Genomic DNA, 12,561 nt, shown 5'->3' on the forward strand with positions numbered 1-12,561 from the left:
TCAAATTAGGGATTGTGAGCGCAATCCTAGTATTCTGTGAATTTAGTTTTGAGCATTAGGGGAAATAGCAATCCGTGTAGGAATTGAGATAATTTTGATGCCATATTCCCTACTCCCTGTTCCGGTGATCCGCTGTTCCCTTTGCTAAAGTGTTAGATTTTCGTATTTAATCCCTAGGGCTATCAGCTCTAATGCTTAATAGCAATTAAACGTAATAGTAGAGGATTTTCCCGTTTCTAAGACCAAAACCCAAAATCTTTATCAGATATTTAAATAAATCTCTGATCTTTATCAAATAATTATATTTCCTGATACCAAGTTGCGGTCAAACGTACAACTTTCTCTTCCGCCAATCTCCCTATCTCCCTATCTCCCTATCTCCCCATCTCCCTATCTCCCTATCCAACCAATCTACTCTCTTTGAATGCAACTCGGTATGAGTGATCAACGACCTAATTTTTCCCTTGCCTGCTGACGCAGATTCTTAGCATTGGGGTGATTCGGCTGGATTTGAAGCGCCTTTTCCATGGCATTGATCCCTTGATCCAATTGACCAACGTCCCATAAGGCTGCCCCTAGATTACTCCAAGCATCAGCAGAATTAGGATTGAGTTTAATTGCCCGATTATATGCTTCTATGGCCTCCCTGTAGCGACCGAGTTTATGGAGGGCTACTCCTCGGTTAATCCAGGCGTCAGCAAAATCGGGCTTGATTGCGATCGCTTTCTCGTATAAAGTTAGCGCTAGAGTTATGGCTGTTGGGGTGTTTTGGGATTCGATAGCTGCACCTTTACTCCACAATGCTTCGGGGTAGTCAGGTTTAAGGGCAAGGGCTTGATCGCAGGCAGCCAGTCCTTCTTGAGTACGCCCCAAGGAATTCAGGCTATAGCAACGACCCCAATGAGCTTCTGCTAAATTTGAGTTGCTTGCGTTCGCGTAGCGTGGCCATAGGCCAATCGCTTTTTCGTAAGTCATCAGTGCTTGCTGGTACTTTCCTGCTTGCCGCAAGCTATCCCCTTGGCTGTTTAATTCTGTTGCAGTTGGTTGTGTTTCGGTAGAGGATGTCGATTTAGCAGCTGATTCGGTATCGGATCCGGGAGTAGTTTGTTCGACTGAGCTGGTAGTAGTAATTTCAGGGGTGTTGCTAACTACGGCTGGAGTTGCAGGTTTTGACTCAGAGGTGGTGGTCGAGGTTTCCGCAACGGTATCGCTAATGTTGTCAGTTTGAGTGACAGGTTTGGGAACTAGAAAAGTCTTAGTACCGATAACAGCAATACCGATACCCATCCCTGCTAACACAGTAATCATTAACCAAGGCTTCATTAACCATCTTGGGATGATCTCTGATCTGGCCTGGGTTTGTGCTGATGTTGCTGAAACAGAAACAGTCTCTTCCGGAACTGTAGCAGACATAGCTATTGTTGGTGCAGCAGTTAGCCTCTGAACTGCTGCAAACGCTTCTACTGCGGTCGGATAGCGGTCACGGAAGTCATAGCGCACCATACAGTCCAGGATATCCGCTAATTCTGAGTTAACTTGGATGTTAACTTGGATGCGATCGCGCCAGTTGATTTCCCCTGTTTCGGAGTTTTCTTTCAGGAACTTGGGATGAATTCCGGTTAATGCCTGGATACCTACCATACCCACCGCATAGATATCGCTGCTAAAACGGGGATTGCCACCGAACTGTTCTTTGGGGGTGTAGCCATGACTGCCAATAGCAATGGTTTTGGTTTGCCCGGTTTCGGGATCGATAATCTGGGTGCTAGCTTGCTTAACTGCCCCAAAATCAATCATGACAACTCTACCATCCTTGCGGCGGCGGATTAGGTTTGGGGGTTTGATATCACGATGGATCACACGTTGCTCATGGACAAATACTAGGACTTGTAGAATATCTTGCAACAGACCAATCACTCGATTTGATTCCCAAGGCTGACTGATTTCTTGGTTGAGGGGTTGTCCATCAATAAATTCTTGCGCCAGATAAAACTCGTGATTTTCCTCAAAGTGCGCCAGCAACTGGGGAATCTGATCGTGGTTACCCAGCTGGTAGAGGACTTGGGCTTCTCGCTCAAATAGGCGTTTGGAAATTTCCAAACACTCAGGATCCGTCACCTGGGGTTTTAGCTGTTTAATCACACATTGGGGAGTTCCTGGCAAGTGCAAGTCCTGTGCCAGAAACGTTTGACCAAAGCCACCTGCTCCCAGCTTGCTGATGATTTTGTAGCGACCGCCTAGGGTGTTTGGGGAATTTATCGGTTGATTGTTCATGGTTGAGGTTTGATTCTACTCCCTATCCCAGAAGTCGCTACAGGTTTACAGGTTTCTATAAGCCGGAGTTTAATTTTAATTTTAAGCAATCAGCTATCAGCTAATGCGCTACGCGCACGCTACGCGAACAGCTATAGCAGAAGTCATTTGTCAGAAGTCATTTGTCAGAAGTCAAACTCTTGCGCTTACAAAGGGTGTGAGACTTTTGTCATGTCCTAACTGCCCTGGCGACTGCTATATCAGCTAATGCGCTACGGGGAAAGTCCCAGGGTCGAAGCCTGTGCCACGCTACTAGATCGGTGCTTTTGAATAAAATAAGCTGACGACTGACCGCTGACGGCTGAATGCTGACGTTTAGTTCATTTATTAATTTTAACCGTATACACCCAGTCTTTGTATTTTGGTTCCCGATTTTCGGTAATTGCTGCTAGGGTATCCTTGAGCTTTTCAGTTATTGGTCTGTTTGGAGATAAGTGATAGTTTTCGATTCGTTTAACTGGAGTGATCTTTGCCGCTGTTCCACTCAGAAATACTTCATCAGCAATAAATAGTTCTGATTTATCAACTGGTCGTTGTATAGTTGGCAAGCCCATGTCTTTAGCAAGGGTTAGAATACTATCCCGAGTAATTCCTTCCAGGATATCCTGGTCGAATCCAGGGGTAATCAGCTGCCCATTTCTGACCAGAAAGATATTCATCCCAGAAGCTTCCGATACTTTTCCATCAGAATTCATCATAATGGCTTCATCAAAGCCAGACTCTACTGCTTCGCTTTTCGCCAAGGAAGAGGTAATATAAGCTCCACTAATTTTACCTCTCAAGGGTAAACTTTGGTCTTGTTGTCGATACCATGAACTAATCCGACAGCTAACTCCCTCAGGAGATAAATAATCTCCTAATTCTAATCCATAAACAAAAAAGTCTTTTTCAATATTATGCAGTCTCGGGGAAATTCCTAAATCTGAGGTATAGACAAAAGGGCGGATATAAAACGATGTAGTTGGTTTATTTTGTTTGATAAACTCAACGATAATAGTCTCGATTTTATCAGGAGGTAAATTGTAGTGTAATAACCGGGCACTATTACTTAAACGTTGGCAATGGCGGTCTAACCGAAACAGTAAACATTGCTGTGGGTTTTCTGGGTCAGGGAGACAGCGTAATCCGCCAAAAGCTCCCGTGCCGTAGTGCAAGGCATGGGTAGCAATGGAAATTTTGGCGTCAGCGAAAGGGACAAATTTGTTCTGAAAGTAAGCAATGGGCAAAAAATCAGGCATAGTTAAAATCAGTGCTTCAAGATTAATTTATCTCAGTTTAACGAGATGCTGACAGCATGGTCTCAATGGGGTTTAGCCTTCTTGTCACCCCGTCAGGAGGAACTGGCTCCTCCCCACGACCTACCCAAAACCCTACACCGGACACCCTATCTAAGTTTCACCCTTGTTATCATCCCCTGAGCATCGGTGGGTATGGTTGACAAAAACTTTTTCATGTGCTAAGCAAAACTCAGCACTCACCACTGACCTACTCAGCACTGATAGGTGCATCTCACTTTTGTTGTTTGACCCGATGGTGCGTTACGGGCAGCAACCTAACCCGGGCGTTGAGGCTGAAAATTAGGGCGAGCTCCCCTAACGCACCCTACAGAACATTTTCAAAGATGAGATGCACCCGCACTGATCCACGATGTTCCAGTTACAAGGAGTGAAATCTTGGCTGAACCGATTTATATTCAATTGACCTGGGAAGACCCAGAAACCGGCGAGTTAAAGAAACCTGTTCTGAGACCGCCCATTGCTGTTGGTCGAGAAAATGACCATTTGCCAGAACACTTAGCAGGTCAATCTGTGTCTCATCTGGTACTTCTTGACAAGGAAATTTCCCGGTATCACGCCCTGATCACAGTGGCTAATACCCAACTCTATATTACTGACCGCAGCGCCAACGGCACCTTTATTAACGGGCGGAAGATTCGCTCTGGTATTCAACCTTTCTCAAGCAAGGACACCCTGCGGATTGGTCCGTACAAGATTACAGCGACCTTGAAACGGGAAAATGACCTGAACGCCACTGCACAGAACTTTGACCAGACGAGTCTATTAGGTGAGAAAAGTGTTTCTAACTCTCTGCCCAAGAATAAACCTGTGGTTTGGTTGATTGGCTTAGTGGTACTGTTAATAATGGGAGTCGGCACTTGGTTCGTGGTCAGCGGTCTGCTGGAGGGGTTAAAACCGGGAATGCAAGATGAGAAAAACGATTCCTCTACAAATTTAGAACGGGTAGTCCACAACAGTTAGTTACCTCAACTAGTTACCTCAACTTTAGCCATGAGATTCAATAGTTATGGAAAATGAGAGCTAAATAGAACGTAACCTATGGAATCTCTTCTAAATGTTCGATTTTCCATTAACCCTTTCCCAAGAGCTAGGCTTCGGCGTTGCTTGGGATTGGTGTTGCTAGGTGTACTTACCCTACTGCTCACCCTATTACCAGCCTCTACCTTAGCACAGGAATTCTTGGCAAATGGTAAGGAGAAAGCTCCTGTGGTGGTGGATGGTATTGAGTTGTTTCAAGTGGGCAACGCTGGCAACTTTAGCGCTACTGAGCGAGCCGAGCTGATCAATCAGCGGTTAGCAAAGGAGGTGAAATCTCTACAAAAACCTGAATATGTGGACATTGAATATGTCGGGCAAAACGAGGGGATTCTTCGTACCAAGTTTACCGAGCGCATTATAGTCACGATTACCAAGGCAGATCAAATTCCTGATACTGATCCTCTTGAGCAAGCCGAGAAATGGGAGAAGCTGATTGAAAGGGCAATCCGGCAGGGCAAACAACAGCGCATGCCAGATTATAGTCGTCAGGCAGTAAGGTTTACAAGCATAGTGCTGGTGTTGTTAATCCTGTTGTACTTGCTGTTACGCTTGTTCAGGCAATTTGCCTTGCGGAAACTGACCTCCTGGCTAGGGAATCCCGCTTCTCCTTTTTTCCCTTGGCACGACCCAGCCAAATTATTTCTCGGGGCAGCCCTGTTAGGTTTACAGGTTATCCTGTGGACTACAGTTATCTTAACTATTAGTGATCTATTTCCCCAAGTTCGCAGTTGGCGTTATGAACTGTTAAACTTCCTCAAGTCTCCTGTAATTGGTCCGGGAGAAAGCAAATATTCTGCGATCCAAGTGCTGCTGTTGGTGGTATTAACCGTTGTGCTATGGTTTGGGGTTAGTGCCCTCACCAGGCTATTCAGGCATTACATCTTGGGTAAAACTGGCGCTGATTCAGGGGTGCAAGACGTGATTGCTCTCCTGACCCAGTATGTCCTGACGTTTTTGGGCATGATTATCATACTCCAAAGTTCTGGGTTGGATTTGAGTTCCCTAACCATTTTTGCTAGTGTCTTAGGGGTGGGGATTGGCTTTGGTGTGCAAAATATTGCTAACAACTTTATCAGTGGCTTAATTATCACCCTAGAGCGACCGATTCAACTGGGGGATTTTATTAAGGTAAACGATTTGGTGGGAACTGTGCAGCGAATTGGTTCCCGCAGTACAGAAATTTGCACCTTGGATAAAGTGACAATAATTGTGCCCAATGCCCGCTTTTTAGAAACTGAGGTAATTAACTGGAGTCACGGTAACCCGATTTCCCGGCTCAAGATTCCAGTAGGAGTGGCTTATGGCTCTGATGTGGAGCAGGTCAAGAAGGCACTCTTGGCAGCTGCCAAGAGTCACCCGGAAGTGTTACTGAGGCCCTATCCCCAAGTTTGGTTTCAGGAATTTGGTGAGAGTTCCCTCAAGTTTGAGCTGTTGGTCTGGACTGGAGACCCCAAGCGACAGCCTAAAATCAAGAGTGACTTGAACTACCGGATTGAGAAAAGTCTGCGTCGCTATGATATCCATATACCATTTCCTCAACGGGACCTCCATGTGCGATCGCCTCAGTTAGAGAAATTGCTCATGGCTTGGCTGGGGGAGCGTCAGCCAAAACCGCCAGAAAACCAACTCTATATTCCTAATGGGTATCAGTCTGAGCCGCCCACCCAGGATTCCTTAGTTTCAGGTTTCCTAGAGCCGATGGATGAGGTAGATCTAGACTCTTACCCTACCGCTCCTTTGCAAGAGGATATGGTAACACTGGACATTGAAACCTTAGTGGAGGAAATGCGTCAACCAGGAGGGTTGGATATTAAAGACCGTCGCTATCGTCTCAATAGCTATGGATGCTGTTTTGTTGGGTCAGAAGCGGTAGATTGGTTGGTGAAACGGTGTAATTCTACTCGGGAAGATGCAGTGACTATTGGACAGATACTGATTAATCGAGGTATTATTCATCATGTTGCAGATGATCATCCTTTCCGAGATGATTATTTGTTTTACCGTTTTTATCTAGATGAGAATTAAGGTCAGCTATCAGCTATCAGCTATCAGCTTTCAGCTTTCAGCTTTCAGCTTTCAGCTTTCAGCTTTCAGCTTTCAGTTATCAGCTTTCAGCTTTCAGTTATCAGCATTCAGCGATTAGCGCTTTCAGCTATCAGCTATCAGCTATCAGCATTCAGCTATCAGCATTCAGCGATTAGCGCTACGCGCACGCTACTTGAGGTGCTATTAGCTATCAGCGATTAGCGCTACGCGCACGCTACTTGAGGTGCTATTAGCTTTTAACTTACAGGCAAAGGCCAACGGCTGACCACTGACCACTGACCACTGACCACTGACCACTGAAGGCTGACCGCTGAAGGCTGACCGCTGACCGCTGACTGCTGACCGCTGACCGCTGAATACTTAAATTAATTTCAATAACATACTAAAGAATCGCGAGTATCAACACCAGTTATCAGCATTCAGCGATTAGCGCTTTCAGCTATCAGCTATCAGCTATCAGCTATCAGCTATCAGCATTCAGCGATTAGCGCTACGCGCACGCTACTTGAGGTGCTATTAGCTATCAGCGATTAGCGCTACGCGCACGCTACTTGAGGTGCTATTAGCTTTTAACTTACAGGCAAAGGCCAACGGCTGACCACTGACCACTGACCACTGACCACTGACCACTGAAGGCTGACCGCTGAAGGCTGACCGCTGACCGCTGACTGCTGACCGCTGACCGCTGAATACTTAAATTAGTTTCAATAACATCCTAAAGAGTAGCGAGTATCAACACCAGTATCAGTTATGGGATTAGTAGCAGAAGCATTTTTGCATAGCTCCCGGTATTGCTTAGAATCCAAAATTGCAAAGGTGAAGTCAGCGCCGGTAATATTTGCTCCCTTGAAGTTACATACATTAATGAATGCATAGCTAAAATCTGCTCCCTGTAGATTAGCATTAGTGAAATTAACTTTGGTAATGTTCGCACCCTTAAAGTTAACATTGCTCAAGTTGGCTGACTGTAAATTGACACTGCTAAAAACAGCGTTATGGAAGTCTTGACCGGATAAATCCTGACCGCTTAAATCAGTGTTTGCAAAGGTAGCTTTAATGGTGGCAGCGCTTTGGGCTTGGGCTGGCAGAGGCAACACTAGAATAGTTAGTGCTAGTAGAAAGGCTGCCAGGTGTAGAAAGTACTTGCAGTACTTCATGAATCGCTCTAATCCTCCTTTTGATTAAAAGTTGCTGACAAGGGTAACTATATCAATCTCTGTGAGAGTTGTGAATAGGTAAATATAGGGCAATTGTCAGCAAGGTTTGAGGGAGATTGCTTATGGTTTTAAGGCAAGAGGCAAGAGGCAAGAGGCAATAGGCAATAGGCAAGAGGCAAGAGGCAATAGGCAAGAGGCAATAGGCAAGAGGCAAGAGGCAATAGGCAAGAGGCAAGAGGCAATAGGCAATAGCGATGCATCAAGAGAAGGATATTGAGAGCATAAATGAATTGTGAGAATTTTTGTTCCCTGTTCCCTGCTCCCAGATCCGCTGTTCCCAGATCCGCTGTTCCCGTTGCTATAGACAGACATGAGTCATCTTGGTAAAGGTTTATCCCAGATTACGTATTTCAATAAGTAGTATATAAGTTACGGAATTCTGTTGGGAAGCGATTGACATGATTGTCACGCTACGCGATGAAGCGTTCGCAAAGCGTGGCCCAAAGGCCTCAGCTTCCGCGCTTATGCGATCGCATTCTGGGGCACTTTGCGATTGACCTTGGCCTTTAGGCCACGCTACGCGAATGGTCACGCTAAAAGCGATGCTCGGTACGAGCCGCTACGCGAACGCAAAAAACAGACTTTACTGAGTATTAGGACTTACGCATTTGCCCCCTAAATCCCCCAATTCTGGGGGACTTTGACATCATTACCCCCCAAAATTGGGGGGCTAGGGGGGCGAAATCAACTTAACCGCGTAAGTCCTGAGTATAAATACTTGTTTATGATCCTCTGACCCATTGCATTCCCATGTGGGTACTATAGCAAAGGAAGTATTGTTTAAGACATCGTCTTTTGATTGAAAGGGAGCAGGGAGCAAGTAATAGGCAAGCTAGCAAGAGGCAAGAGGTAAAAAATCCTGTGTACCTGATTAGGATAGAAACGCTATAGTCTTATTTTGTTTTTGTAATTTATTGTTCAAACTCCTGAATTTTTTTCATGTATTTTTTTGATGCTCCTTCAGATAATTGAAGTCTTTGTTCTTTTTTAATGCGGAAATATTCATTATAAATTTCCTGACTTTCTTTCTGCTCAAGTAAATAATCATAAGGACCTTTGCCAGACAAAAGTTTAACTAATATAGGTGAGATTTCAATAGTGACGAATAAGGCAGTGATTAGCCAATTAATATTACGAATATTCGGATCGTCTTTAGATAGTTCTTCTAAAGCAACAAGACGGGCTAAGAAGCCATCTGATTCTTTGTCAATTTCTTGATTCAGTTGTTCTAAGTTACTCTCTGGTGACTGCAAAATCAGGTTACGTTCTTGCCTAAGCTTATCTATTTTTTCCTCTTTCTCCTTAACTTTATTATCTAATTCAATAAATTGTTGTTTTATTTCATCTGCATAATTTCGTTTGTCTTTATAAACAATTCCTTTTCCAAATTGGCCTGTTCCCTGTGTCCCTTCTGCTTCTGCATTAGCCACATTTTCGGCGTCTTCCCATTCATTTTTGTACTTGTTTTTTTCTTGATTTAAGGCTTTAATTTCTTGTTCTAATTCTTTTATTGGTTCGCTAACTTTTTCTTTTCTTGCATCATCTTTTTGTTGTTTTATTTTCTGATTAATTTCTTTTTCAAAAAGCCTCAATTCAAGGGGTTTAGCCACCACAAAGCTTAATAATAAGGCTATTACTAATCGAAGACTAGTTGCTGCAATAAATGACAATTTTAAATTTGATTCCGATTTTTTTCTCTTAGAGCTTAAAATTAAAAAACGATCTAAGTTAAAAACTATAAAACTCCAAAAAATTCCTCCTACACAAGAAGCTGCTACAGAACCGAATACTGTATAAAGAGCATAACCACCGGAAAAAATAGCCGTTGTTGATGTTAGCAAAACCGTGGTACCAATTGCTGTATATTTATATCGTTCTGTCAAACATTCTTTTTGGGCCAAAATATGATGATCTGCACCAGCAGACCATAGCAATAATTTTTCTAGTGAATTTAAATTATCTTTAATTGTTGGAGCCTGTATTAGGTGTTGAAGTTCAGCTGGTAAGGCAATTTCGTTTATAAAAGTACCAACCGCTTCAACACCATAAGCATTAAGAGCACTTTTGATATTTTCTGTAGCTCGTTCCTGGATTTGATCCCGTTGTTGTAAGAAGTCTAAGACATTATATTCTTGAGCATAATTACGGAAGTAATTACCAACCATCGGTTCTAATACCCTATTCACAAGGTTTTTAATGGAGCTATATTTAACCGCACCATTAGACAAGCAGCTAAGAACTCCTCCTTGTTCCTCAAATTGCTCAGAACTATTAGCATTTGGTGAACCCACACGAGAGATCATTTTAGGAGAATTTTTTGGAGTAATATTAATAACCTGTGTGACTTCAATTTTAAAAGTAAAGCCATCTTTAGAGCGAAGGTCTAAGGTTTTCAAATTAGAATCGTAGTTGGTTGCTGGTTTATCTCTATTCGTCCATTCCAAAGTTATTTCATGGGCAGGAACTATTACTATACTTTTCACTCTTGTATTGATAGGATGTGTTCCAGCTTCTATTGGTATGTTCTGAATCCCTTTATACCCAATTGGAACGATATTAAACTGATAACCATGAGTAGTTTGCTCTTGATTTGCTTGGCTATTCTTACCAACATTTGAGATTAAAACTCCAACTGTTCCAGATTTAATATTAGTTAAAGGAACTTGTTCAACTTCCACAAACCAAGGATTTAAACTCCAAAAACCTTCTTCGATAAATTCTTCTTGTAAACCTCGATAGCCACCTTTTTCAATAAACTCCTGTGGCTCCTGAAACTTATTATGTCCCTTAATAACTGCTCCCGCAATCTCCCCTCCTGGTAAGGGCTTACCATCAAAAGTGGTAACAATACCAATTTTACCTGATTCAACTCTGTAAACTTTTAATTGTTCTGGCTTCAGTCCATATTGCTTGGCATTGTCAGTAGTAACTACTGTAAATAGTTCAGTGTTTATTCTATAGTAACCTTCAGTAAGAATTGCTCGCTGTTTACCTTGTTGACCACCGTTTTTGACAAAGGCTTCAACATTCTGAAAATTATCGCAATCTACAGCTTTACCTAGTATTTGTCCTGGTGGTAGTTCAGCACCATCTTGAGCAATAACTAGCCCTATCTCCCCTGATCGAATATTAATTAATGGTACATTGTGAACTTTAAACAACTCTGTATTAATGTAGTGAATTCCAGGAGGAAGAATTGCTAATTGGTTCCCTTGTTGACCGCCGTTTTTGATAAATGCTTCAGCGTCCTGAAAAGTGCCACATTCAACAACTTTACCAAAGTTCTGACCAAGTGGAAGTGGCTCACCATCCCTTGCTTCCACTAACCCTACTTCATTAACTCCAATTTTGATAAGTTCAACTCTCTTAATTTTGAAAAGTTCTGTATTAATTGCGTATTTGCCAGTAGTAATAATCTTTAACTGTTGGCCTCTATATCCTCCATTTTTAATAAATGCTTGAGCATCTTCAAAATTGTTGCATTCAACAGCATCACCAAAGGTTTTTCCAATCGGAAGTGGCTTGCCATCTTTCGCTTCTACTAAGCCAATTTCATAGTCATTAATGTAAGTAATTGGCCTTATTTCAACAGAAAACAGTTTAGTATTAAGGCGATAAATACCATTTTTTAAAATACCTAACTGCCTACCCCGTTGACCACCATTTTTGATAAAGGCACGACCATCTTGAAAGTCATCGCATTCTTCGACAACTTTACCAAACATTTTACCTGTGGGAAGAGAATCACCATCGTTGGCTGTTACTAATCCAATTTCATCTTTATCAATCTGTATAGCCTTTTGTATGACAACTTTATACGTCAACGGAGAGCGAAAATGTCGTCCAGGACCAAGAGTATCAACCTGCCAACCCATTTCTCCATTAAGAGCAATTTGACGATTAGATGGTAAAGGACTACCAAACTTTTGATAAACAATTCCCATCTCATCTTGAGAGATTACATAAACGCCAGGTGCCCGATCAATTGCCATAACAAAAACTCCACTTAATTAGTTAACTAGTTATTTAAAATAATAGTCTTTCCCTACCTTAATCGTTATTATTTGAACGTGAGTTCGAGGAACTGGACAAAGGTGAAAGGTAAGCATTCAGCTCTCAGCTATCAGCTCTCAGCTCTCAGCTCTCAGCTTAAGCGCTACGCGCACGCTACGCGAACAGCTCTCAGCTAATGGGCTACAGATGGTGCTACTTGAGATGCTATCAGCTAATGGCTTGTGGCCACGCTACGGTAACAGTTTCTCCCCATAGCGTGAGCCTTGGCCTATGGCCACGCTACGGGAATGGCTGACGGCTGACGGCTGACGGCTGAATGCTTACGGTGAAAGAAAGGCGCTCGACTAGATTTGAAGCCATTGAGTCTCAGCCAGCTATGACCAATATTGTATCGCGTTTGGATATCACCCGTATGTTCTGTGAAGTAGACGACTTTTTTCAGTTGTTTGAGTGTTACTGGCAGCAGTTGCCCCAATTACCTTCCATTGCAGGGGAACGATCCTGTCGCTCTCGAATGAGTCGAGGGTGAGATGATGACCATCGTGATCGCTTTTCATGGTTCTGGGTTCCCTAGATTCAAAAAGTAGTATATAAGATTACGGAATTCTGTTGGGAAGCGATTGACCTTGGCCTTT

At 43.0% G+C, this 12,561-nt stretch carries 9 protein-coding genes and 1 pseudogene; 4 read left to right on the forward strand and 6 right to left on the reverse strand.

Translation table 11 applies throughout. The features are described 5' to 3' along the window. Positions 1-444: 444 nt before the first annotated feature. On the reverse strand, positions 445-2,274 hold the full coding sequence (locus F6K38_RS26720) for a tetratricopeptide repeat protein (RefSeq protein WP_287265380.1): 1,830 nt from the start codon (positions 2,272-2,274) through the stop codon (positions 445-447). Positions 2,275-2,633: 359 nt separating this feature from the next. Then, positions 2,634-3,551 carry a branched-chain amino acid transaminase gene (locus F6K38_RS26725; protein ID WP_071103340.1) on the reverse strand — a complete coding sequence of 306 codons (918 nt, stop codon included), beginning with the start codon at positions 3,549-3,551 and terminating at the stop codon, positions 2,634-2,636. A 435-nt stretch (positions 3,552-3,986) separates the two neighbouring features. Here F6K38_RS26725 and F6K38_RS26730 point away from each other — a divergent pair, with 435 nt between their 5' ends. Both F6K38_RS26730 and F6K38_RS26735 read left to right on the forward strand, forming a co-directional pair. Then, complete coding sequence (locus tag F6K38_RS26730) at positions 3,987-4,571, forward strand: FHA domain-containing protein (protein ID WP_287358086.1); 585 nt, start codon at positions 3,987-3,989, stop codon at positions 4,569-4,571. Positions 4,572-4,649: 78 nt separating this feature from the next. After that, a complete protein-coding gene (locus F6K38_RS26735) occupies positions 4,650-6,674 on the forward strand; it encodes a mechanosensitive ion channel domain-containing protein (protein ID WP_287358088.1) in 2,025 nt (674 codons plus the stop codon). Between the two features lie 725 nt (positions 6,675-7,399). Here F6K38_RS26735 and F6K38_RS26740 read toward each other — a convergent pair. Together F6K38_RS26740 and F6K38_RS26745 are read right to left on the reverse strand one after the other, a co-directional pair. Then, entirely contained in the window at positions 7,400-7,852 is a 453-nt protein-coding gene (locus F6K38_RS26740) for a pentapeptide repeat-containing protein (protein WP_008179508.1), read from the reverse strand. A 120-nt stretch (positions 7,853-7,972) separates the two neighbouring features. Beyond that, positions 7,973-8,224 (reverse strand): hypothetical protein, encoded by a 252-nt coding sequence (locus tag F6K38_RS26745; RefSeq protein WP_154659672.1) that lies wholly within the window; start codon positions 8,222-8,224, stop codon positions 7,973-7,975. A gap of 181 nt (positions 8,225-8,405) precedes the next feature. On the opposite strand from F6K38_RS26745, the gene F6K38_RS26750 reads away from it, so the two are divergent. Next, positions 8,406-8,531, forward strand: coding sequence for a hypothetical protein (locus F6K38_RS26750; RefSeq protein WP_267875562.1), 126 nt, complete (start codon positions 8,406-8,408; stop codon positions 8,529-8,531). Positions 8,532-8,823: 292 nt separating this feature from the next. On the opposite strand, the gene F6K38_RS26755 is transcribed toward F6K38_RS26750, so the two are convergent. Continuing rightward, positions 8,824-11,904, reverse strand: a complete 3,081-nt coding sequence (locus F6K38_RS26755; protein ID WP_287358091.1) for a DUF4407 domain-containing protein — start codon at positions 11,902-11,904, stop codon at positions 8,824-8,826. A gap of 290 nt (positions 11,905-12,194) precedes the next feature. Continuing rightward, a complete protein-coding gene (locus F6K38_RS26760; RefSeq protein ID WP_131826981.1) occupies positions 12,195-12,401 on the reverse strand; it encodes a hypothetical protein in 207 nt (68 codons plus the stop codon). Here F6K38_RS26760 and F6K38_RS44415 point away from each other — a divergent pair. After that, a pseudogene (locus F6K38_RS44415) lies at positions 12,303-12,507 on the forward strand (IS982 family transposase); the annotation flags it as partial. The gene F6K38_RS26760 and the pseudogene F6K38_RS44415 sit on opposite strands and share 99 nt — an antisense overlap. Between the last annotated feature and the right edge of the window lie 54 nt (positions 12,508-12,561).

This window comes from Moorena sp. SIO3B2 (genome assembly GCF_010692525.1).
Taxonomy (GTDB): Bacteria; Cyanobacteriota; Cyanobacteriia; order Cyanobacteriales; family Coleofasciculaceae; genus Moorena; species Moorena producens.

Coding starts and splice junctions, on each gene's coding strand:
- F6K38_RS26745 (WP_154659672.1), bottom strand. CDS start 8,224: ATGTCTGTCTATAGCAACGGGAACAGCGGATCTGGGAACAGCGGATCT.
- F6K38_RS26740 (WP_008179508.1), bottom strand. CDS start 7,852: ATGAAGTACTGCAAGTACTTTCTACACCTGGCAGCCTTTCTACTAGCA.
- F6K38_RS26755 (WP_287358091.1), bottom strand. CDS start 11,904: ATGGCAATTGATCGGGCACCTGGCGTTTATGTAATCTCTCAAGATGAG.
- F6K38_RS26735 (WP_287358088.1), top strand. CDS start 4,650: ATGGAATCTCTTCTAAATGTTCGATTTTCCATTAACCCTTTCCCAAGA.
- F6K38_RS26725 (WP_071103340.1), bottom strand. CDS start 3,551: ATGCCTGATTTTTTGCCCATTGCTTACTTTCAGAACAAATTTGTCCCT.
- F6K38_RS26720 (WP_287265380.1), bottom strand. CDS start 2,274: ATGAACAATCAACCGATAAATTCCCCAAACACCCTAGGCGGTCGCTAC.